The sequence below is a fragment of the Collinsella aerofaciens genome, assembly GCF_028209395.1.
GTDB lineage: Bacteria > Actinomycetota > Coriobacteriia > Coriobacteriales > Coriobacteriaceae > Collinsella > Collinsella aerofaciens_AZ.
This window is the reverse complement of record NZ_JAQLDQ010000001.1, coordinates 98,814-121,867: the sequence shown is the minus strand read 5'-3', so window position 1 is coordinate 121,867 and position 23,054 is coordinate 98,814. Positions and strand designations below refer to the sequence as shown.

19 protein-coding genes are annotated in these 23,054 nt (G+C 60.9%); 2 read left to right on the top strand and 17 right to left on the bottom strand.

Features of this window, described 5'->3' with window-relative positions; genetic code table 11:
- Positions 1 to 226: 226 nt before the first annotated feature.
- The 3 genes from PMW67_RS00510 to PMW67_RS00500 all read right to left on the bottom strand — a co-directional run bounded on the left by PMW67_RS00510 (position 227) and on the right by PMW67_RS00500 (position 5,145).
- Positions 227 to 1,264, bottom strand: a complete 1,038-nt coding sequence (locus tag PMW67_RS00510) for a hypothetical protein (RefSeq protein WP_271738488.1) — start codon at positions 1,262 to 1,264, stop codon at positions 227 to 229.
- A 214-nt stretch (positions 1,265 to 1,478) separates the two neighbouring features.
- The gene (locus PMW67_RS00505; protein WP_271738487.1) at positions 1,479 to 3,377 is read right to left on the bottom strand and encodes an ABC transporter ATP-binding protein; all 1,899 of its coding nucleotides are present in this window, start codon (positions 3,375 to 3,377) and stop codon (positions 1,479 to 1,481) included.
- Positions 3,370 to 5,145: an ABC transporter ATP-binding protein gene (locus PMW67_RS00500; protein ID WP_271738566.1), complete on the bottom strand. Its 1,776-nt coding sequence runs from the start codon at positions 5,143 to 5,145 to the stop codon at positions 3,370 to 3,372. Before PMW67_RS00500 ends, PMW67_RS00505 begins: the two co-directional genes overlap by 8 nt.
- Before the next feature lie 313 nt (positions 5,146 to 5,458).
- On the opposite strand from PMW67_RS00500, the gene PMW67_RS00495 reads away from it, so the two are divergent.
- Both PMW67_RS00495 and PMW67_RS00490 read left to right on the top strand, forming a co-directional pair.
- Complete coding sequence (locus PMW67_RS00495) at positions 5,459 to 6,805, top strand: MATE family efflux transporter (RefSeq protein WP_117862461.1); 1,347 nt, start codon at positions 5,459 to 5,461, stop codon at positions 6,803 to 6,805.
- 63 nt (positions 6,806 to 6,868) lie between these two features.
- On the top strand, positions 6,869 to 7,708 hold the full coding sequence (locus PMW67_RS00490) for a MerR family transcriptional regulator (RefSeq protein ID WP_233543612.1): 840 nt from the start codon (positions 6,869 to 6,871) through the stop codon (positions 7,706 to 7,708).
- Positions 7,709 to 7,765: 57 nt separating this feature from the next.
- Here PMW67_RS00490 and ligA read toward each other — a convergent pair whose 3' ends face one another.
- The 14 genes from ligA to PMW67_RS00420 form a co-directional block, all read right to left on the bottom strand.
- Positions 7,766 to 9,994: an NAD-dependent DNA ligase LigA gene (ligA, locus tag PMW67_RS00485; RefSeq protein ID WP_271738486.1), complete on the bottom strand. Its 2,229-nt coding sequence runs from the start codon at positions 9,992 to 9,994 to the stop codon at positions 7,766 to 7,768.
- 447 nt (positions 9,995 to 10,441) lie between these two features.
- Positions 10,442 to 11,908: a S1C family serine protease gene (locus PMW67_RS00480; protein ID WP_271738485.1), complete on the bottom strand. Its 1,467-nt coding sequence runs from the start codon at positions 11,906 to 11,908 to the stop codon at positions 10,442 to 10,444.
- Positions 11,909 to 12,116: 208 nt separating this feature from the next.
- Positions 12,117 to 12,779 (bottom strand): response regulator transcription factor, encoded by a 663-nt coding sequence (locus PMW67_RS00475; protein ID WP_006234733.1) that lies wholly within the window; start codon positions 12,777 to 12,779, stop codon positions 12,117 to 12,119.
- 50 nt (positions 12,780 to 12,829) lie between these two features.
- Positions 12,830 to 14,167, bottom strand: coding sequence for a glutamine synthetase family protein (locus PMW67_RS00470; protein ID WP_271738484.1), 1,338 nt, complete (start codon positions 14,165 to 14,167; stop codon positions 12,830 to 12,832).
- A gap of 134 nt (positions 14,168 to 14,301) precedes the next feature.
- Complete coding sequence (locus tag PMW67_RS00465) at positions 14,302 to 14,673, bottom strand: HepT-like ribonuclease domain-containing protein (RefSeq protein ID WP_118258530.1); 372 nt, start codon at positions 14,671 to 14,673, stop codon at positions 14,302 to 14,304.
- Positions 14,660 to 15,154, bottom strand: a complete 495-nt coding sequence (locus tag PMW67_RS00460; RefSeq protein WP_271738483.1) for a type II toxin-antitoxin system RelB/DinJ family antitoxin — start codon at positions 15,152 to 15,154, stop codon at positions 14,660 to 14,662. The genes PMW67_RS00465 and PMW67_RS00460 overlap by 14 nt, the downstream gene beginning before the upstream one ends.
- Before the next feature lie 42 nt (positions 15,155 to 15,196).
- Positions 15,197 to 16,219 carry a LacI family DNA-binding transcriptional regulator gene (locus tag PMW67_RS00455; protein WP_271738482.1) on the bottom strand — a complete coding sequence of 341 codons (1,023 nt, stop codon included), beginning with the start codon at positions 16,217 to 16,219 and terminating at the stop codon, positions 15,197 to 15,199.
- Between the two features lie 120 nt (positions 16,220 to 16,339).
- A complete protein-coding gene (locus PMW67_RS00450) occupies positions 16,340 to 17,032 on the bottom strand; it encodes a GntR family transcriptional regulator (protein WP_271738481.1) in 693 nt (230 codons plus the stop codon).
- A 203-nt stretch (positions 17,033 to 17,235) separates the two neighbouring features.
- Positions 17,236 to 19,185: an NAD(P)/FAD-dependent oxidoreductase gene (locus tag PMW67_RS00445; protein ID WP_271738480.1), complete on the bottom strand. Its 1,950-nt coding sequence runs from the start codon at positions 19,183 to 19,185 to the stop codon at positions 17,236 to 17,238.
- A 102-nt stretch (positions 19,186 to 19,287) separates the two neighbouring features.
- The gene (locus PMW67_RS00440) at positions 19,288 to 19,488 is read right to left on the bottom strand and encodes a hypothetical protein (RefSeq protein ID WP_271738479.1); all 201 of its coding nucleotides are present in this window, start codon (positions 19,486 to 19,488) and stop codon (positions 19,288 to 19,290) included.
- 175 nt (positions 19,489 to 19,663) lie between these two features.
- The gene (feoB, locus tag PMW67_RS00435) at positions 19,664 to 21,991 is read right to left on the bottom strand and encodes a ferrous iron transporter B (protein WP_271738478.1); all 2,328 of its coding nucleotides are present in this window, start codon (positions 21,989 to 21,991) and stop codon (positions 19,664 to 19,666) included.
- A 123-nt stretch (positions 21,992 to 22,114) separates the two neighbouring features.
- Positions 22,115 to 22,336 (bottom strand): FeoA family protein, encoded by a 222-nt coding sequence (locus PMW67_RS00430; protein WP_006234774.1) that lies wholly within the window; start codon positions 22,334 to 22,336, stop codon positions 22,115 to 22,117.
- A gap of 39 nt (positions 22,337 to 22,375) precedes the next feature.
- On the bottom strand, positions 22,376 to 22,618 hold the full coding sequence (locus tag PMW67_RS00425; protein WP_022094360.1) for a FeoA family protein: 243 nt from the start codon (positions 22,616 to 22,618) through the stop codon (positions 22,376 to 22,378).
- Positions 22,619 to 22,803: 185 nt separating this feature from the next.
- Positions 22,804 to 23,052, bottom strand: coding sequence for an HPr family phosphocarrier protein (locus tag PMW67_RS00420; protein WP_035136856.1), 249 nt, complete (start codon positions 23,050 to 23,052; stop codon positions 22,804 to 22,806).
- Between the last annotated feature and the right edge of the window lie 2 nt (positions 23,053 to 23,054).

The following is a 23,054-nucleotide window of genomic DNA, read 5'->3' as shown; positions in this document are numbered from 1 at the left end:
CTCCCTCACGCGGCGTTTTATTCTTCGGAAAACATAATACCCCACGAGAGAATCATGCCGACACCCGTACGACAGGACAGGTCGCTTCGAGCAAAACGGACTTTCCAAGCCCATCCTCAGCACAGACCATCACAACATTCGATGCTTTTCCCGTTTTTGGCAAAAAACGTCGAATGTTGTGATGGTTTGCCTGCCCGCAGCACCCCGCGGAAGGACCAAAGCGCCCCTAAAGACCGCCGTCCCAGTGCCGAATCACGAATTCTCGCAGGTCGTTCTGCCGCTTTTGGAACGCTTCGCTTCGGTCGCACTTAAGGCCCATAGCGAGCGCGATAGCGTTCATCGCCCGGTGCAATTGCAGCTGATGGGCAAACTGAGTCCCGGTGAGGACGATCATCCTAAAGCCCAGCGCGCTCAGCACGGTCATACGCTCCGCATCCGACGCGCTGCGCTGTTTATCAAGATGGTCCGAGCCGTTGTACTCAATCCCCGTACCGCTCGCAGGCACATATACGTCAATCTCGAAATACCCGGCCTTTGCGAGATACTTGAACTCGTTGGGAACATCGACCCGATGGTTGAGCTCGATCTTGGCGTATCCCAGCCCGCCCTGGGAACGTTTTGCTACGACCATGATTGCGGTGGCCGTCTCCATGGGCGATCGCGCGCCATCGTGCACGCGCTTGAGCATGGCGGCCGCGCGCACAGCCCCCTGGCGAGATCGGTTCTCATTGCAATAGGCAATCAAGTCGGCAACGGTATACCTCTGCCCCATCTCGATATAATCGCCTGTCGACAGATGATTCAAATGGTATCGGGCGCAGATTTCATACCCATATTCCAGCTGCTCGGGCTCACTCATCCACGAGCCCGCCTGGACAAAGCACATGGCCTCATCAACCACTAGAAGGTCCTCTGCCACCTCGATAAGATGGCCCGGAGGTACCGGCGACCCAAACACGTGGCACCTAAATCCAGCCGGCGTCGAGCGCTCAAAATCGAAGTTGACGAGCGTGTCGACATGATCGAGCTCTTCTCGTGGAATACCGAGCGAGACCAGATAGTCGGTAACGATCCCAACTGCCGTTGAAGCCCTCAGCCCCTTGGCATCGAGCCCCAATTTGGGCAGGTCCGCAGTCGGCTCCGCCTCGTTGGCAAGCGAGTCCTCATCGTATAGGCTGCTTGCTCGCGAGAGCGGCTCGGACGGGCGCACCACGTTGTGGTACAGCCAGGCAGTCTTATGGGACAGGACGATTGGCAGGTCCATGAGCCCTCCAATGGAGTCGGATAACCAACCTTGTTCCCCTGCCCACGGGTCCGCACACCTTCGTGCGCAAGAAAGCGATTCCACCCGGTCGAGTGGCAGAAAAACCATCACAACATTCGATGCTTTTCCCGTTTTTGGCAAAAAACGTCGAATGTTGTGATGGTTCGAGGCGAGGTGAGGGGCACGGAGGACCAAAGCATCGTGCTCGAACGGGTTAATCCAACTCTTTTAAGCCATGCGCCAGCTGCCAGTACTCGCCGTGCTGGGCGAGCAGCTCTTCGTGCGTGCCGCGCTCGATGATGCGGCCGTGTTCGAGGACCATGATGGCATCGGCGTCGCGGACGGTGGACAGGCGGTGCGCGATCATAAACGTGGTGCGTCCGCGCATGATGCGGTCCATACCGCGCTCGATGAGCTTTTCGGTACGCGTGTCAATGGAGCTCGTGGCCTCGTCCAGGATGAGCACCGGCGGATCGGCGACGGCCACGCGCGCGATGGCGAGCAGCTGACGCTGGCCCTGCGACAGGTTGGCGCCATCGGCCGTGACCGGTGTGTCGTAGCCCCGCGGCAGGCGGCGGATAAACGAGTCGGCGCAGGCGGCCTCGGCAGCGGCGCGCACCTCCTCGTCGGTCGCGTCGAGCTTGCCAAAGCGGATGTTCTGCGCAATGGTGCCGCTAAACAGGTGCGTGTCCTGCAGCACAATGCCGAGCGACCCGCGCAGGCTGGCCTTGGCAATGTGCTTGACGTCGATGCCGTCGTACGTGATCTCGCCGTCATCGACCTCGTAGAAGCGGTTGATGAGGTTGGTGATGGTCGTCTTGCCGGCACCCGTGGAGCCCACAAACGCGATCTTTTGCCCCGGCTTGGCAAACAGGTTGAGGTCCGTGAGCACGCGGGTGCCCGGCACGTAGGAAAAATCCACGGCATGGAAGCGCACGTCGCCGGCAAGCGGGACCAAGCCGCACGTGAGCTCGGTGCCGTCGGCAGCCACCGCGCGGCCCGACTCATCAACGGCTGCCACATCATGCAAATGCCCGTACGCGCCCACGCCCTGGCCCTCGGGAATCTTCCACGCCCACGCGGCGTCGCCCGTCTGCACCAGCTCCACGCAGCCCTCGTCCACCTCGGGCTTAAGGTCCATCGCGGCAAACAGGCGCTCGGCACCGGCCAGCGCGTTGAGTAAGAAGTTGCCCAGCTGCGTAAACTGGTTGATGGGCATGGCCGCCTGGCGCACAAAGACCAGGTAGCTCGCGAGTGCACCCACGTCGGCAAGTCCCTTGATGCAGAGCATGCCGCCCGCCACGGCGACGATGGCGTAGTTGACGTAGCCGATCACCACGGTCATGGGCGCCATCGAGTTGGCGTAGGTCTGCGCGGCGCCACCGGTGCGGCGCAGCTCCTGGTTGCGCGCGTCAAAACCTGCCACGTTGGCCTGCTCGTGGTTGAAGACCTTGATGACCTTTTGGCCCGAGACCATCTCCTCGACATATCCGTCCAAGTCGCCGAGCGATGCCTGCTGGGCGGCAAAAAAGCGCTTGGAGCGGATACCCGAGTAGCGCGCGTACAGCACGATGGCCGCGTCGCACACGAGCGTGATAATCGTGAGCTGCCAGTTGAGGATGATGAGCATGGCCGTGGTGCCGATCACCTGAATGGTCGCCTGAATCACGTTGGCAAAGCTGTTGTTGAGCGCCTCGGAGACGGTGTCGACGTCGTTGGTGAAAAAGCTCATGATGTCGCCCGAGCGCGTACTGTCGAAATAGCTGAGCGGCAGCGTCTGAATGTGCGCGAACAGGTCGCGACGGATGTCGGACACCACGCGTTGGGCCGCGCGCACCATGATCTGCGAGTAGCCTAGGGCCGAGAGCACGCCCGCGGCGTAGATGATCGCCGTTACGATGACCTGCTTGGCGAGCAGCTCCTCACCGCCCGTGGCCAGGCCGTTGACGATGGGGCGCACCATGTAGGTGCCGGCGAGGCTCGCGATGGCCGCGACGGAGGCAAGCATACCCACCGCCAGCAGCGAGAACTTGGCATGGCCCATGTAAGAGAGCAAACGGCGCACAGTGCGCTTGAGGTCGGCCGGGCGCGCTTGGGCTGCGGTCTTAGGCATGGCGCTCGCCCCCTTCCAAGGGTAATCTGCTGGGGACGGAGGAAAACGGATTATTCGCGCAGCCATCGTCGCTGCCGTCGCCGGCGTCTACGTTCCCCGCAAACTCCATCTGCGAGGCGTAAATCTCCTGGTAGATGTTGTCGCCCGCTAGCAGTTCCTCGTGCGTGCCCACGCCGTGGACACGACCGTCGTCCAGCACCACAATGCGATCGGCATCCATAACGCTCGCGATGCGCTGGGCGATGATGAGCACGGTCGTATCGGGGATCCGAGCGATGTGCTCGCGAATCTTAGCGTCGGTCGCCATATCGACCGCGCTGGTGGAGTCATCAAAAATGAGCACGCGCGGATGCTTGAGCAGCGTGCGCGCGATGCACAGACGTTGCTTCTGACCACCCGAGACACCGGCGCCGCCTTGGCCCAACTCGCCGTCCAGCCCGCCGATGCGATCAAGGAACTCGTCCACGCACGCTGCGCGGCAAGCCGCGAGGAGCTCATCGTCCGACGCCTGCGGATTGCCCCACTGCAGGTTCTCGCGCACGGTGCCCGCGAACAACACGTTCTTTTGCAGCACAATGCCCACGGCGTCCCGCAAGGCGACCAGGTCGTAGTCGCGCACGTCGTGTCCGCCCACAAGTACGACGCCCTCGGTGGCGTCGTACAGACGCGCAATCAGCTGCACAAGCGAGCTCTTACCCGAGCCCGTGCCGCCGAGGATGCCCACCGTCGAGCCGCTCTCGACGCGAAGGTCGATATGCTCGAGCACATCCTCGGCTGCATCCGCGCGGTACTTAAACGACACGTCGCGAAACTCGATGCTTCCGTCGGCCACCCCGTGCACGGCAGTGGCAACGTCGGGCGCCTGGATAAGCGAACGCTCGTCGAGCACCCGCGAGATGCGCTCCACGCTGGCAAGTGCGCGCGTGATCAGCAAAAACACGTTGGAAATCATCATGAGCGAGTTCATGATGAGCAGCACATAGCTCATAAAGCCCGTGAGCGAGCCCACGCCGAGCTCGCCGGCAAGAATCATGCGCCCGCCGATCCACAGAATGGAAAGCGCCGCCACGTACATCGACAGCTGAAACACCGGCAGGTTGAGCACGGCGTTGCCAAAGGTCTTCGTCGCCGTATGCGCAAGCTCGGTATTGACGGCATCGAACTTGGCCTCCTCGTGCTCGGCACGCACGTACGCCTTGACGGCGCGCACGGCGGTGAGGTCCTCCTGCACCACACCGTTGAGATGGTCCATCGAGGTCTGCAGCTGGCGGTAGAGCGGGCTGACGCGATAGGTGATAACGCCCAGTACAATCGCCAGCACTGGCAGAATAATCGCGAATACCGTAGCGAGCGGGCGCGACAGCACCAGCGCATAGACCAAGCCGACGATGAGCGTCACGGGGCCGCGCACCATGGGGCGAAAGCCGTTGCCGATGGCGTTTTGAATCACGGTGATGTCGGTGGTCATGCGAGTGACGAGCGAGCTGGCGTCGTAGTTGTCCAGATTGCCAAAGGCGAGCGTCTGGATCTTGCGATACTCGGCCTCGCGCAGGTTAGCGCCCAGCCCCGAGGCGACGCGAGCAGACGTGCGCGCATAGCCCAAGCCAAGTACCAGCGAAAATGCGGCACATACCAACATATACGTGCCCTGCAACAGCATGTAGTCGATGTCGCCCGCGGGCACGCCTACATCGATGATATTTGCCATGATGACCGGGATAAACAGCTCGAGCGCCGTCTCGGCCGTCACAAAGAGCACGCCGAGCATGGCATCGCGGCGGTATGCCCCCAGATAGGAAAACAGAATCTTGAGATTGCGCACGCAGGTTCATCCCCCATCAAACGTTGTTCGCAAACCCACGTATTATGGCGCGCCGTGCGGCGGTGTCAAGTGTTCCGAAATCGATTTCTGCAAGGCTAGTGCAGGCACCAAGCTCGCAGGACGCGCCCCTGTATTCAATTAGAAATGAACGCGAGCGTGACTTTTTCGCCCCACTGCCAACATAAACCTTGACTCTATAATCGTTGTAGGGTTTTCACTACACTGGTACGTAAACAGACCAAGCCAGAAAGCCCCGCCCATGGAACACGACCTCACACGCGGCAATGTCCTTAAGACCATCGCGGTCTTTGCCCTGCCTTATATGCTCTCGTACTTTTTGCAGATGCTCTACGGCATGGCCGACCTGTACATGATGGGGCAGTTTAGCGGCGCCGCCGGCATCACCGCCGTGGGCAACGGCGCGCAGACGCTCTATATCATTACCGTGACGCTCGTGGGCCTGGCCATGGGAACGACGGTTATCGTCGGCCACGCCGTGGGTTCGCGTCGGTTTGACCGCGCCGAGACCGCCATCGGCAACACCATCACGCTCTTTATGGGTGTCTCGGTGGTGCTGGCCGCTGTCCTGCTCGCACTGTGTCCGCAGATTGTGGCACTCATTGGCACGCCGGCCGAGGCGGTCGAGGGCACCGCCGCCTACCTGCGTATCTGCTTTATGGGCATTCCCTTTATCGCCGCGTACAACATCCTCTCGGCCATCTTTCGCGGCCTAGGCGATTCGCGCTCGCCCATGTACGTGATTGGCGTGGCATGCATCATCAACATCGCGCTCGACTTTCTGTTTATCGGCCACATGGGGCTCGGCCCCGTAGGCGCGGCACTCGGCACAGTCATCGCGCAGACGGCGAGCGTGGCTCTCGCGCTCGTGTGGCTCAAGAGCCGCCGTACGCACATTCACCTCAAGCGCAGCGACCTACGCCCCCAGCCCGAGGTGCTCGGCAGCATCCTTAAAATCGGCGTGCCCGTAGCCGTGCAGGACGGCTGCATCCAGGTGGCGTTTATGTTCATCACCGTCATCGCCAACCACCGCGGCCTGGTTGATGCCGCCGCCGTAGGCTTGGTCGAAAAGATGATCAGCTTTTTGTTTATCGTGCCGAGTTCCATGGGCGCTACCGTCAGCGCGCTCACGGCGCAAAACGCCGGCGCAGGCAAGGGCGACCGCGCGCGCCAGGTGCTCAAGGATGCCATGACCGTCTCGGTGGTGTACGGCTGCCTGATCACGGTGCTGATGTGGCTGGTGGCGCCGGCGTTTATCGGCTTTTTTGCCAAGGACCCCGCGGTGGTCGCCGCCGGCACCGGCTATATGCGCAGCTATATTTTCGACGCGATTTTTGCCGGCATCCACATTTGCTTTAGCGGCTTTTTCGCTGCATACGGCAAGAGCTACATCGGCTTTGCGCACAACGTGCTGGCCGTGGCGCTCATTCGCGTACCCGGCGCATGGCTGCTGTCGAACGCCTATTCCGACACGCTGTTCCCCATGGGTATCGCCTCGCCGTGCGGGTCGATTCTGTCGGCGGCCATCTGCGTGATTGCATTTACCGTGCTCAACCGCCGCGGAACTTTTGACAAGCTGATGGCGTAGCGGGGCAACGCAGGCCTAGCGCCTCTCCCCTGTTTTACCGAAAGGAGCGGTCCTGTGACCGACATGCCAAGCGAACACACCGAGGGCCTGCTCCGCATTGGCGAGGTGGCGCGCTTGCTCAATTTGAGCGTGGGCACACTGCGCCATTACGAACAGATGGGGCTATTGGAACCGGCATATGTCGATCCGACGAGTGGGTACCGCTACTACGGATCGCGGCAGCTCTCCACCCTCAACACCATCGGCAACCTGCGCGTTCTTGACCTGCCGCTGGCCCAGATTCGCGAGTTTGTCACTACGCGCGATATGGATTTGATGCAACGGCAACTGACCAAGCAACAGGAGTTAATTGAGCACAGGCGGCGTGAGTTGGAGCGCATGTCGCGCAAGATTGACCAGCGGCTTGCCTTGCTTCATGGCGCTTTGAATGCTGATCTCGACACCATTAGCGAAATCGAGGAACCCGAACTTCGCTGCGCCACGCTGCACGAGCGCGTCAATCCCACCGACGCCTATTCGCTGGGATGGCATATCCGCCAGCTTCAGCAGGGGCAGCACGAAACCTTTGCCTATCTGGGCAATCTGGGTGTGGGCATCGCGCCCGAACGCCTCGCCGCCGGCGACTTTGATGGCTACGACGAGGTCTTCCTGCTGCTCGATGACACCGATGATTACTTGGGCGACGTCGAGGTGCGGCCCGCCGCGCGCTGCCTAACCATAAGCTTCCGCGGCACGCACGGACAAGCAGCCCCGCGCTACGAGCGGCTGCTCAGCTATATGCGCGAACACAACCTGACGCCCGCCGGCCCCTCGCGCGAGATCGCCTTGATCGACGACATCATCAGCGACGACCCGGCAACCTACGTAACGCAGATCACGGTGCCGGTTGCCCCAGCAAAGTAAGAACCGCCCGGAAGGCATCGTGCTTCCGGGCGGTTCTTCAATTTGGCTATCGATGCCTTACGCCTCAGGCACCTCGCCGGTAGCCAAGATCTGCTCGAGTGCGTCCTCGTCCAGCACGGGTACGCCCAGCTGCTCGGCTTTGGTGAGCTTGGAGCCCGCTTTGGGACCGGCGACCAGGTAGCTCGTCTTCTTAGAAACACTGCCCGAAACCTTGGCGCCGAGCACCTTGAGCGCCGCGCCCGCCTCGTCGCGCGTGCGGTTGACAAGCGTGCCGGTGAGCACGAAGGTCAGGCCTGCGAGTGGTTGTGCGTCGGCGAGCTCGCCTGCCACGCCAGCGTCGGCTGCAGCTTGCGCGTGCGCGGCGCCCAAGTCGACCTCGAGTGACAGACCCGCCTGACGCAGGCGCTCCAGCACGGCAAGGTTCTCGGGCACGGCAAGGAACTGCTTGACGCTCGCCGCAATCTTGGGACCGATACCCTCGCACTCGGCAATATCCTCTTCGCTCGCCAAGATGAGCTTGTCAATCGACAGGAATCGCTCGGCGATGACCTCGCCCACGCTCTTGCCCACGTGGCGGATGCCCAGGGCAAACAGCACGCGACCGAGCGGCTGGCTCTTGGACTTGTTGAGCTCGGCGATGATTTTCTCAGCCGTCTTGAGGCCCACCGGAATGGGGTCGCCCTTCTTGACGCCCTTTTTGCTGTTGGAGCTGGCATAGGTGCGCCCCGTGTCCAGGCCTGCGATGTCGTCGACCGTGAGCTGGTAGAAGTCCGCGACATCGTGGATCAGCCCGGCGGCAATCATCTTGTCGACGATCTCGTCGCCCAGGCCGTCGACGTCCATGCAGCCGCGACTCACCCAATGGAGCAGGCGCTCCTTGAGCTGCGCGGGGCAGTCGATGGACACGCAGCGGTAGGCAACCTCGCCATCCTCATGGACCACGGGGCTGCCGCACACGGGGCAGACCTCGGGCATGTGCCAGTCGACCGAATCGGCCGGGCGCTTGTCGAGCACCGGCCCCACGACCTCGGGGATCACGTCACCCGCCTTGTGCACGATGATGGTGTCGCCCTCGCGCACGTTTTTGCGGCGAATCTCGTCGATGTTGTGCAGCGTGGCGCGCGCGATGGTGGAGCCGGCAACCATCACCGGGTCGAACTCGGCGACCGGCGTGAGCACACCGGTGCGGCCCACCTGGATGCGAATTTCGCGCAGGACGGTCTGCTTTTCCTCGGGCGGGAACTTAAAGGCAATGGCCCAGCGCGGTGCGCGGGCGGTAAAGCCCAGGTCGAGCTGCTGCTGAAAGCTGTCGACCTTTACGACCACGCCGTCGATGTCGTAATCCAGGTCGCCGCGGTGCTCGAGGGCCCGGGCGCAGAACTCGTGAACCTCGGCCGGCGTAGCGCAGCGTGCCACGTTGGGGTTGACGCTAAAGCCGGCACTGCGCAGCCAATCGAGGAACTCGCGCTGGCTGTGGACGTGCAGCGGGTCGGTATCGGCGATGGCATAGATAAAGGTGGCCAGGTCGCGACGCGCCGTGACCTTGGGATCCTTTTGGCGCAGGCTGCCGGCGGCGGCGTTGCGCGGGTTGGCGAAGGGGTCGCGGCCCTCGGCATCGGCCTCTTCATTCAGACGAACAAAGCTGCCCTTGGGCATATAGACCTCGCCGCGTACTTCGATGGTACGCTCGCGGTCGGCACCCATGTGGGCGAGCGCCGGCTCGGACAGGTGCATGGGCACATCCTTGATGGTACGCACGTTGAGCGACACGTCCTCGCCCGTGATGCCATCGCCGCGCGTGGCCGCGCGCACGAAGGTGCCGTTTTGGTAAGTAAGGGCCACGCCCAGACCGTCGATCTTGAGCTCGCAGGTATAGGTGACGCTGCCGGCACCGAGCGCGTCCTCGGTGCGTTGGAGCCATGCGTCAAGTTCGTCCAGATCCATGGCATCGTCCATGGAATACATGCGCGCCATGTGCGTGACCGGCGTAAACTGCTCGCTCACGTAGCCGCCCACGCGCTGAGTATAGCTGTCGGGCGTCACCAGGTCGGGGTAGGCAGCCTCGATTTCTTGCAGCTCAACGAGCATTTTGTCGAATGCGGCATCCGTGATCTCGGGCGCGTCGAGCATGTAGTAGCGATAGGCGTGGTAATCGAGCTCGTGGCGCAGCTCGGCCGCACGCGCTGCCGCCTGGGCACGGGCATCGGCCGGTGCAGCGGTATCCGTGCTCGCGGGCGTTTCGGTATCGATGTCCACGCCGTCACCAAACAGGCTCGATTGCTCCATAGCGGCACTCCTTCGCTCGATTTCAAACGGATACTAGAGTACCACCGGTCACCATGGGGCCGAATAACCCTTTCGAACCGCACCGAATCGGCAGCGGCCGGACCGGGGTGGACAGTTAGTTCAGATACGTATAAATCCTAGAGCTGAATCAGGCACGAACACCCCTGTTTCGACTAATTTGGGCTCCTCGAGACCATGTAAACGTCCCGCTCGCCCTCCCAAGCATCCATTCAAACCCCATCCCAATCAAAAATTGCTCAAAACGCATCCCAAGCTGCCCCAGATTTATACGTATCTGAACTAACTGTCCAGACCATTCCGAACCAGGCCTCTTGTCAGCCCCAAGTGATCCGTTTTCCTCCGTCCCCAACGGATCAATAAGAAAAGAGGGGCCGTCCCGCGCTGGCGGAACAGCCCCTCTAGCTTCGATATGTGCGATACGGCTCGTTAGAAACCCTGACCGTAGCCTTGACCCTGGCCCTGGCCCTGCTGGCCCAGCAGTTCCTCCAGGTACTGGCGCAGCTGCTCGTCGGTAATACCGCCGTTGCCGGTGTCGGTTGCACTGTCGTTCTGCTGCTGGTTCTGCAGTTCCTCGTCGGAGCCCAGCTCGACAGTGACCTTCTTCTCTTCCTTGCCGCGCATGAGTGTGATCTCGACCTTCTCGCCCACCTCGTGGCTGCGCAGTGCGATGATCAGGCCATCGGCGCTCGTGATCTCGTCATCGCCCAGCTTGGTGATGACGTCGCCCTCCTGAATGCCAGCCTTGGCGGCAGGGCCGTCCTCAACGACGCTCGCCACATACGCGCCGCTATCGGTGCTCAGCTTGTTGGTGCGGGCGTTGAGCGCATTGACGCTCGAAAGCGTAGCGCCCATGTACGGATGCACCGGCGTCTTGCCGTCGATGATCTGGTCGGCAATGTTCTTGGCATAGTTAACGGGAATGGCAAAGCCCACGCCCGAGCTGGAGCCCGAGTAGCTCTCGATGAGCGAGTTGATACCCACAAGCTCGCCATTGTCGTTGACGAGCGCGCCGCCAGAGTTGCCCGGGTTGATGGCGGCATCGGTCTGGATCATGTTGGCATAGATGGTGTTACCGCTGGTAGAGCTCATAGCCGTGGAGCGATACAGCGCCGACACGATACCCGTGGAGACAGACTGCTCGTTGCCGAACGGCGAGCCGATCGCCATGACCCACTCGCCCACGTTGAGCTTGGAGGAGTCGCCGATCTCGATCGGCGTGAGCTTGGAGGCGTCGGCGTCCTTGAGCTTAATGACGGCGAGGTCGCTCGAAGCATCGTTGCCCACGAACTCGGCCTCATAGGTGGTGCCGTCGTCCATGGTCACCACGTACTGGTCGTAACCATCGACCACGTGGTTGTTGGTGAGGATGTGGCCCTCGGTATCGAGCACCACGCCCGAGCCGACGCTGCCCGAGCTGTCCGACTCATCAGCAGACTGCGAAAGCGAGCCATTCTGGCTGCCGCTCGAAGTGGCGGTGATGGAAACCACGGAGGGCAGGGCCTTAGCAGAAACGGCCTCGGCCAGCGTGGTGTCCTCGGAGTCAATGGTGATCTTTTGCGTCGACGAACCCGAAGCACCCGCCGTCACGGCATTCTTGCCGCCACCGATATCGAGCGTGCCGCTCATAATGAGCGCAATGACCAGCAGGGCTCCGCAGGCACAGCCGGCAAGCGCCGTAATAAAGATCGGCAGCTTTTTGGTCTTGGTCTTGACCACCGTGTGCTTGTTCACGACCTGCTGGCCACCCAGCGGCTTGCCGGTCTGCGTGTCGTAGGCCTGCACGTAGGGAATGTTACTGCCGGCAGGCGTCGACTCCACCTGCACACGCGGCTGCTGCTGGGTCTCGCCGGCGTTGCCCGCATCCTGGGGACGCTGGGAATCGTACTCGCTCATGGCTGCGATCCTTTCGTCAAATAACCAAAGGCCCGCCAAACATGTGGCGGGCCATCATTGTTCACGTTGAGTTGTACCCCAATATGCGGGCGCAAGTGTATGAGAACGCAATCTTTTAGGAAGGCTTAAGTTCTGCCGCAGACCCGAAAGGAATCCGTACCTGCGTCAAAACCACCACAAAAGTGCCTGTCCCCTTTGTGGTGGAAATCTAGTCCTTAAACAGATAGCCCACGCCGCGGACGGTGGTGATGTGCGCCGCGATCTGCGGACCCACCTTGGAGCGGATGCGTCGAATGTGCACGTCGACGGTGCGCGTGCCGCCGCAGTACTCAAAGCCCCATACGCGGTGCAGCAGCACCTCGCGGCTGTAGGCGCGGTTGGGGTGCGTCGCCAAAAAGCTCAGCAGCGAGTACTCCATCAGCGTCAGGTCGATGGGCTCGTTATCGAGCGTCACCTGGTAGGTAGCCAGGTTAATCTCGAGGTTATCGATATTGAGCACATCGTCGGCGGTGACGGTCTCCTCCTCGCCCATCAGGCGCTGCGCGCGAGCCTTAAGCTCGTTGGGCGTCGCCGTGGGGCATACAAAGTCGGCATGTGCGTGATTGGGCAGGCGCAAGGTACCGAGCGCCTCGTCGTCGACAATCACCAGCATGGGGACGCCGCCGCGATCGTCAAGCCACTTGGCAATCTGATCGATGCGGTCGCTGCGGATGCCGTCTGAGTCGAGGATCAGCAGGTCAAAGTCGTGCGCCGCAGTCGGCGAATCGGGGGTAGCCAGGCTCACCTCGACACCCAGGGTGGTCGTCAAGCTGCGGGCAAACTCGTGGAAGCGCGTCGTGCGCGCCATGAACAGGGCACTCTTTTCGGACATATCGGCCTCCAAAGAAATGAGCTCAATCGTACTGGAACAAGCCAGCGCGATTAGGAGTTCGCCAGGTAGTGCTTGATCTCCCACTCGGTGATCGTAGACTCAAACTTATGCCACTCGTCACGCTTCTTTTTAAGGAAGAAGCTGTGGATGTGCTCGCCGAGGGCATCCTTCATAAACTGCGAGTCCTCAAACACGTCGAGCGCCTCTTTGAGCGAGCGCGGCAGCGGCGTGTAGCCGGCCTCGACCATCTGGCGGTCGGTAAGCTTGAGCGTCTCGGCCGTGGCCTCGGGCGGGAGCTCCAGCTTGCGCTCGATGCCGTCCAGACCAGCCGCCAGCGTGACGGCGTTGACCAGGTACGGGTTGGCCATGGGGTCGGGGCTGCGAAGCTCGATGCGCGTGGACAGCTGCTTGCCGGGCTTGTAGACCGGAATGCGGACCATGCTCGCGCGGTTGCGCAGGCCCCACGTGGCGTACTGCGGCACGGAGTCGCCGCCTGTGGTGATGCGCTTGTACGAGTTGACCGTTGGGTTGGTGATGGCGCTGATCTCGCGGGCATGCGCCAGAATGCCGGCCATATAGTGCTTGGCGACGTCGGAGAGGTGGTACTTCTCGTCGTCCTCGCCCCAAAAGACGTTGTTGCCGTCGTGGTCGAATAGCGACTGGCACAGGAACATAGCGCTGCCGTCCTCGCCCGCCAACGGCTTGGGCATAAAGGAGGCGTGGCAACCGCTCTCGTAGGCCTGCTGCTTAATGATGAGTTTGGCCGTGGTGATGGCGTCGGACATGCTCAGGGCCTCAGCATGGCGCAGGCTCATACCGTGCTGCGAGCGGCCGGCGGCGTGGAAGGTGTACTCCACGGGCACGGACATCTTCTCGAGCGTGAGGACCGTGTTGCGGCGCAGGTCGCGGGCGGCGTCACTCACCGAAAGATCGAAGTAGCCCACGTTGTCGAGCGGCTCGGGGGTGTGCTCGTCGGGGAAGTAGTAATACTCCAGCTCGGCGCCCACGTTGAGCAGGTAGCCAGCCTTCTCGGCCTTATAGAACATGCGGCGCAACGCATCGCGCGGATCGCCGGCGAAGGGCTTGCGGTCGGGGGTGCACACGTCGCAGAACACGCGGGCGACGCCGTTGTGGCTCGGGCGCCACGGCAAAATCTGGAAGGTCGAAGCATCGGGAAACGCCAGCATGTCGGCTTCCTCGGGCGTGGCAAAGCCCTCGATGGCGGAGCCGTCAAAGCCAATACCCTCCTCAAAAGCGACCTCGAGGTCCTCGGGGCTAATGGCAAAGTTCTTGAGGCGGCCGAGAATGTCGACAAACCACAGACGCACAAAGCGGATGTCACGCTGCTCTACGGAGCGGAGTACGTAATCGATGTTCTGCTGGTTCATGTCGCTCCCCTTTCTTTCGGGCGGGTTTCGACTGGTCTATATCGCAGATACTATCGCAGAAAAATGTTTCCGCAGGGTTAAAGCGTATCAAGCGCTCAAAAAACGTGTGTGAACAGGCAGTTGCGAACGAATGGCTAGCGTTCAGATTCGGAAACAATTTGCCTACACGCTCGTTCCAGCGCTGGGAACTCCATCGTCACCGCATCCCAAACAACCGATCGGTCGACATTGCCGTAATCATGCGCGAGGTAATTTCTCATGCCGATAATTCCACGCCACTCAATTTCGGGATGAAGCCGCTGCGAGCGTTCCGACAACTTGCCCGCTTCTTCCGTCACCCTAAGCGCGCACATCAAAAGGGAGTCCGCCAACGCCCTCGTCCGCACGTCATTCGCATGCAGAAACTGGTCCTCGGTGATATCAAAAGCCTTGATGCGCTCGTTCGTTTCAGAGATGGCGTCCAAGACCTCTTGGGCGCGGAGGCCGTCTGACTTACGCGCGATCATAAAGGATCACTCCTTCGCGCTCGATTACCGCGGCAAGATCGGCATCAAGATGGTCGCTCGAGACAAGATCAACCTGCCTCCCAGTTTCTTTGCGCACCGCCTCGCCGAATGCCGACAACGCGAAAAGGCCAAAGCCCTGATCGCGATCGACTTCGAGACGCAAGTCAATGTCACTATCGGCACGCGCGTCGCCACGAGCATACGAGCCAAAAAGAATCACGCTTTTGATGGCGGGAATCGGGCTGGCCGCCTCACGGACAGCGGACTCAATCTGAGCGGTATCCAAAATGCCCGCCGCGACGCTTCCGCTCGCAGAGCTTTTACCGAGTGAAGGGACAAACGGCAGCGAACGCTCGCGCAGCATCTGTCTCATAAACATATTGACTGCAACAGACGAAGTCATGCCAAGTTCTTCGCACAGCTCGGCAAATGAATCTTTAATTGACGAGTCCACTCGCACACTCAGCACAGACGCAGCCATGGATACCTCCTGTATGACATTGTCTATATATTATCACACAGACTAGCGCGAGGTCGAAGCGCGGTGTTCGATGTGGCCGGGGACCTCGATGCGCTTGGGGGCGAGCTTTGCGGCATCGCCCACCGTAGTGGTAACGACGTCGATGCGCTCGGACAGGCGCTCGACTACGCGCTCGGCAATGGTAAGGGTGTCTTGCGCGGCCGTGGTCACACCGCCAAAGAGCACGTGGTGCCAGGGGTAATCGTCAAACGTCGCGATCCTGAGACCCGCCGGCAGCGAGGGACCCAGCTGCGCCAGCGCCTCGGTCAGACGCAGAAAGACTAAGCCGTTGACGGCGATAAGGCCGAGCTTTTTACCCGCGTACTCGCGGATGGCCTCGTCCAGGCGGCCGACGCCCGTGGCGCCACCATCGGCCAGGGTAACGACCTCGCCTGCCAGACCGCGACGCGAGAGCTCGTCGGCAAAGGCCTCGGCGCGCTCACGACGCACGGGGCTGTCGTCGCTCGCCTCGGTGAGCAGGCACAGACGCTCGCTGCCTGCAGAGGCCAAGGCGTCTACCAGGCCGGCGACCAGCTCACGGTTGTTGGAGGTCACCAGATCGATGCCGCCGGCGGCAACATCGCGGTCGAGCAGAACGACAGGCAGGCGTCCCGCGGCCGCGGCGATCGCCTCGTCGTTGCCGCCGCAGGTGTTAACGACGAGGCCGTCCACGCCGGCATCGATAAGCCTGGTGAGCGATTCGGCCTCCTTAGCAGGATCATTGCCGCTAACGGCCGTCATGAGCGAGCAGCCGCGCGCAGCGGCGCTGGCGGAAAGGTCCTCAAGCATGGCGCTGGAGAACGGGTTGCTAATGTCGGCCATGATCACGCCGATGAGATTGGTGCGCGAGCTGCGCAAATTACGCGCGGCGGCACGCGGGCGATAGCCGGTGCGCTCGATAACCGCCGCGATGCGGGCGCGGGTTTCCTCGGTCATCTGCCCGGGGCGGTTATTGAGGTAGCGCGAGACCGTGGCCGGGCTCACGCCCGCCTCGGCGGCAATGTCCTTGATTCTCATCTGCGCCATAGCGCACCCCGTTTCCCCATTGTCGGCAACCTGAGCCATTTTAGGCATTTATACGGACTGCCTACGCCACCAGAGCCGCAGAGCGATCTTAATTTCACCGCAGCAAATAAAGGGGGCGAGTTAGATAGCCGAGTCTTTGGGCAGCTCGAAATAGTCGGGATGCAAGGCGATAACCGGGCCCTGCTCCTCGGGCATCAGATGCAAGTGCGTCTCTGCCAAATAGCTCGCCGTATCGGTATCGCCCTTCTTAATGGCCTCGAGAATCCGGCGATGCTGCCGACGAATCGGCTCCCAATCCAAATCCTGCGACACCATACGTAACCAGTTGTATCGCTCAAAATGCGTGTTGACGCTCTTCATCCAATCCCACAACATGTGGCGGCCGGCAATCTCAAAACACGTCTCGTGGAACAGGTTGTCCAGATCGAAAAAGCGACGTGTTTCGCGATGGTCGAGCGATTCGGACTCGGCAAGAATCTGCTCGAGCCGATGCTTTTGCTCGGGTGTGGCGGCCGAACAGCATTTGATGAGCACGCTTCGCTCGAGTTTCTCGCGCAAGAAACAGGCGTTCTCGGCGCGCTCCATGCTGATTTTTGAGACATAGGTGCCGCTTTTGGGACGCGTTTCCACCAGCTCCTGCTCGCGCAGGCGCACAAAGGACTCGCGAATGGGCGTGCGCCCGATTCCCGTCTCCTTTTCCAGACCAATCGCCGAAAGACGCGTGCCGGGCTTGAGCTCGGCATAGATGATCTTGGAGCGCAATGCGTTGTATGCCTGGTCTTGCAGGCTCTGATAATGCTGGTGTTGTTCCATAAAGCCCTCGGATGAAGCTCACGGTTTGTCGAATACCACGTAATACTATCGCATCCCCCATCCCCTCAATTGCGGTGAAAGAGGCGGTGCTCACGTCGCCAGCACCGCAAGAGCAAGCGGCGGCATCCCGAAACCCGGGACACCACCGCTGTTTTGCTATCGGATGGCGCAGAGACGCCCCTCTTCATGCACCAAGGGGTTGACTAGAGTTCGCAGGCAACCTTGTAGCCATCGCCGATAGCGTCGCGGATGTTGCCGCACTTGTTGGCATCGCCCAGCACGTGGATGGCAACGCCGGCAGCGGCAAGGTCGTCGGCAAGCTTGGTATTGGGACGATAGCCCATGGCAAGCACCAGCGTATCGGCATCGGCGATGGTGTGGATCTGGCCATCCTTTTCGTACGAGATGGTGTCCTCGGTGATCTCGGTCACCTTGGCCTCGGTTAGCACGTGAACGCCCTTGGAGAGCATGCGCGTGATGAGCACCGCGCGACCGGCGCCGCCCTCGTTAGCGGCGAGCGTCTTGGTCATCTCGATGACGGTGACGTCGCGATTGGCCGGCGACAGGTCGTTGACCAACGGGGCCAGGTAATCGGCCGTCTCGCAGCCGACGGTGCCGCCGCCCACGATGACGATCTTCTTGCCCGGGAAAGCCTTGCCGCCCAGCAGGTCGTCAGCCGTCATAACTTGCTTAAAGCCCTGCATGAAGGCCGGGGCGATGGGCTCGGCGCCATAAGCCAGGACGACCTCGTAGCCGGCATAGTCGCGCTGAATGTCCTCGGCAGTAAGCTCGGTGCCAAAGACGCACTTCACGCCCGCCTCAGCAAGACGGCGATACTGGTATTTGATCACGCGGGTGAGTTCCTGCTTTGCCGGCGGAACGGCTGCGATGCGCATCTCGCCGCCCGGTTCGTCCTGCTTATCCACGAGCACCACGTTATGGCCGCGCTTGGCGGCAATGAACGCCGCCTCCATGCCCGCAGGACCAGCGCCCACAACCAGTACGTTCTTGGCCTCGGCGGCAGGCTCGTAACCGGCCTCGTCGCGCTCAACATCGGGGTTGACGGTGCAGGAGATGCGCTTGCCGAACATGATGCCGTTCAGGCAGCGCAGGCAGCCAATGCAGGGGCGGATATCGTCGGCGTTGCCGGCAGCGGCCTTATTGCAGAACTCGGCATCGCACAGATTGGCGCGGCCCATCATGCAGATGTCGGCAGCGCCGTCCTCGATCAGCTCCTCGGCGATCCAGGCCTCGTTAATGCGACCGACGGTGGCGACGGGAATGTTGACGTGCTTTTTGATCTCGCGCGAGCAGGCGGCATGCGAGGCCTGCTGGGTACCGGCGGCGGGAATTGCGGAGCCGCGCTTGATGGTGGTACCACCCGACACATGAATCATGTCGACGCCGGCCTTCTCCAGGCGACGCGAGACGTAGATCATGTCGTTGAGGGTCAGGCCGCCATCGGTGTACTCATCGCCCGAAATGCGGACGTCGATGATAAAGTCCTTGCCGCAGCGCTCACGAATCTCGGCGATGACCTCGAGCAAGAAGCGCATACGGGCGTCGAGCGAGCCACCATACTCGTCGGTACGCTTGTTGTAGAGCGGAGTCAAAAAGCCGCCGAGCATGCCGTGGGCGTGTGCCGCATGGACTTCAACGCCATCGACGCCAGCCTTCTGCATACGCACGGCAGCGTCGCCAAACTGATGCGTGAGCTCGTGAATCTCGTCGACCGTGATGGGGCGCGGTGCCTCGCGGGCATAGGACGGGCCCACAAAGGACGGAGCGATCAGGCGCGGCGTGCCCGGAATGTTAAAGGCCATGTAGGCGGGGTGGAAGAGCTGCGGCATGATTTTGCAACCGTACTCGTGGACGGCCGCGGCGAGCTTTTCCCAGCCAGGAATAAACGTGTCGTCGTAGCAGCACATGTCACCCGGCAGATAGGTATAGGTGGGCTCGACCGTCACGACTTCGGTGATGATCAGGCCCACACCGCCCTTGGCGCGGGCACGGTAATGATCGACCAAATCGTCGGTCACATATCCGTGATCGGCCAGGTTGGTAGATACCGGCGGCATAAAGACGCGGTTCTTGACCTCGGTCGTACCGACCTTGATCGGGCTAAAGAGCATCGGATAGGCGGAGGACTCCATACAGGGTTCCTTTCGTTTGAGCCGCTCGGCGGCAGTTGCTAACGTATCTATCGTATCAGCAACCGCCGTATCCGCGGCCAAACATACCCAAACGCCGGTCGGCTAATGAATACCGCGGCCCAAGTCTTCGGCGATTTTGTCCACGCCCTTAAGTGCGGCGCACGTCTTTTTGTTGGAGCAATGCCCCGTGCAAACGCCACCCTGAGCGCAGTCGGCGCAGGTGCCCTTACGGTAGATGCGCACGCACACGGCGATAAACGCAATACCGATAACAGCCAGTACAACAATATCGATAGGTGCCATAGCAAGCCTCCTCTAGTTAGCCATCACTTACTTTACCCCATTCTCCACCTAGCAAAAAGGAACAGGTTTATTTTGCTCGGTTTTATCTGCGGAAACGTCACATCTCCCCCACCAAAAAGCCCGAGTGTCGCTGGGACACCCGGGCTCGTGGAAAGGGGTTAATCCTTATTCGGACTTAAGCGGAAACTGCGGCGGAGGCAGCGTTGGTCTCGTCCTCGTCGGTCCATGCATGCTTGGGCATGGGACGGAAGATCTGGAAGAGCATCGCAACCAGCAGCATGATGGCCACAATCGTCCAGATACCAAACTGTCCAAGGACAAGCAGGTTGTAGAACTGGTTGATGAACAGGCCGATTACCCAAGCGAAGGCGCACTCGTAGCCGATGGCAATCGCAGTCCACTTGCCGGAATCCATCTGGTTGCGAATAGTACCTATGGCGGCAAAGCACGGAGCGCACAGCAGATTGAAAGCGCCAAAGGCAACGCAAGCGCCCATGGTCGGGAACATGCCGGCGAACGCGGTCCACAGGCTCGGGTCAGTCTCGCCGGCGTCGGCGACGGACAGCAGCGAACCGGCGGTTGCGACGACGTTCTCCTTAGCCACAAGGCCCGAGACGGTCAGCGCGGTTGCCTGCCAGGTGCTAAAGCCGAGCGGGGCGAAGATCCAGGCGACCAGGTTGCCCAGCATGGCAAGCACGGAGTAGTCCATGAACTCCTCGGGGATGCCGTCCATCGCAGGCAGGAAGCCAAAGGAACCGTTGTAGCTACCAAAGTTGGACAGGAACCAAACCACGACAGTGGACGCGAAGATGACCGTACCGGCCTTCTTGATAAAGGCCCAGCAGCGCTCCCACACGTGCAGCGCCCAAGAGCGGATCGCCGGGAAGTGGTAAGCGGGGAGCTCCATAACGAACGGCGTCGGGCGACCGGCGAAGAGCTTGGTCTTCTTGAGCATGAGGCCCGAAGCAATGACGGCAAAGACACCCAGGAAGTAGAAGAGCGGGCTGATCCACGCGGCGGTGGTGGAAGAATCGCCGATGATGGAACCCATGAGCAGGGCGATGATCGGCAGCTTAGCGCCACAGGGAATAAATGTGGTGGTCATGACCGTCATGCGGCGGTCCTTCTCGTTCTCGATGGTCTTGGTAGCCATGACGCCGGGGACGCCGCAGCCCGAAGACACGAGCATAGGAATGAAGGACTTACCGGACAGGCCAAAGCGACGGAACACGCGGTCCATGATGAAGGCGACGCGGGCCATGTAGCCGCAGTCCTCCAGGAAGGACAACATCACGAACAGCAGGAACATCTGCGGCACAAAGCCGAAGATAGCGCCCAGGCCGCCGACGATACCGTCACAGACGAGCGAATCGACCAGGCCACCGTCCTCGGTACCACCCGCCACAAGCGCGTCGTGGACCATGGTGGTAATACCCGGAACATACGGGCCATACTCCGCCGGGTCAACCGAATCGGCGTCGTCGCCAGCGGCCTCGACAGCTGCGTCGTAGGCATCGCGGCCCTGGCCGAGCACATACCAGCCGTCGGTACCGAAGAGCTGGTCGTTGGTGAAGTCGGTCACCGTGCCACCCAGGGTGGAAACGGCGATGTAGTACACGCAGAACATGATGACCACAAAGATCGGCAGACCCAGGATACGGTTGGTAACCACACGGTCGATCTTCTCGGAGGTGCTCATCTTTGCCGGAGCCTTGGTGAGGCACTCGTCGATGATGTGGGCGATCACGCCGTAGCGCTCGCCGGTGATGATGGACTCGGCGTCGTCGTCGCAATCCTGCTCGCACTGGGCGACCAGCTGCTCGACGCGAGCGGCCTTCTCCTTAGTGAGGTTGATGAGCTTGCAGGCGTCCGCGTCGCGCTCGAACAGCTTGACGGCGTAGTAGCGACGCTTGTTGGCGGGAACGCTCGCCGGCAGATTGTTCTCGATGTGGTCCAGAACGTCCTCGATGGAGGAATCGAACTTGTGCTCCGGCACCTGGCCCTTGGAAGCAGCGGACTTCTTGACCTGCTCGAACAGCTCCGTGATGCCCTTGTTCTTAAGAGCCGAGATCATCATGACCGGGCAGCCGAGCTTCTTGGAGAGCTTGTCCGTGTCGATCTTATCGCCGTTCTTCTCGACCAAGTCGGCCATGTTGAGGGCGACGACCACGGGCAGGCCGGTCTCGATAACCTGAAGCGCCAGGTACAGGTTGCGCTCGAGGTTGGTGGCATCGACCACCTGGACGACGACATCGGGCTCGCCGCTCATGAGGTAGTCGCGCGAGCACTGCTCCTCGGGGCTGTAGGGGGAAAGCGAGTAGATGCCGGGGAGGTCCGTAATCGTGACGTTCTTGTCACTCAGGAGCTTGGCTTCCTTTTTCTCAACCGTGACGCCGGGCCAGTTGCCAACGTAGCCGTTGGCGCCGGTGATCAGGTTGAAAAGCGTGGTCTTGCCGCAGTTGGGGTTACCCGCCAGCGCGACATGGATCTGAGAATCCGCCATTCAATCCTTCTTCCTTGTGTGCCTGCGCTGCTTTCTCCGCGTAGGCTGGATAATGTGCTTTAAAGTTGCTGCATTAAGTTAGAAAAACCTAACTTTACCTGCAGAAATATACGCCGCAAGCCCTTACTGGACCTCGACGACGGCCGCCTCCTCCTTGCGGATAGAAAGCTCGTAGCCGCGCACGTTGATCTCGACCGGATCTCCGAGCGGCGCAACCTTTACGACCTTGAACGAAGTGCCCTTGATGAGCCCCAGGTCCATAAGGTGGCGGCGCAGCGCGCCCTCACCGTGAAGCTTGACGATGGTGGAGCTCTCGCCCACCTTAACGTCACCCAACGTCTTCATGTACTTGTCCCCCTTTCAGTTTTTGCGGAATGTTGCGAACTAACCGACGGTCATGATGTGCATGGCGACCTTGGAATCGATGCCAAAGCGTGCGCCCAGCACGGTGACGATGATATTGGCGCCACTCGAGCTCACCACGTGGATCTCGTTGCCCTCGACAAAGCCGAGGTCCTTAAGATGGTGCTTCATGTCCTCATTACCCTTTACGCGAGACACGCGCACGGTTTCGCCCGCTTTTACCATCGAAAGCGGCATAGCCGGCATCTGCGGTCCGCAAGACATGAGTGAGCTCCTAACGTCGGTTCGTCCTCAACATCGACGCAGCAAAAGTTAACCACGTCTATGTTCGCTATAGTAAACTAGCACGTGGTTAACTTTTTGGAAAGGGTTCCTATTCAGTTTTCGAAAAAGTTTCCCATATGAAACAGATGTGACAAAGGGACTGTCCCTTTGTCACATTGTTGCGCTTAGAGCGATAGGTTTCTGATCGATGTGACGCACGAGGCCTCGTCTACGCCCGAAACGCGAAAGACGATGTCCTCGCCACATTCGCCGTAGAGTGCCATGAGGCCCATCACGTCACGGCCGTCGGTATGGCGGTCGCCGATGCTGACCGACACGTCGCTACGATGCTTGGCAATGATGTCGTAGAGCAGCGCGACCGGGCGGGCATGCAATCCCAACGGATCTTTAATCGTCTTTGTAAACTCGACCATGT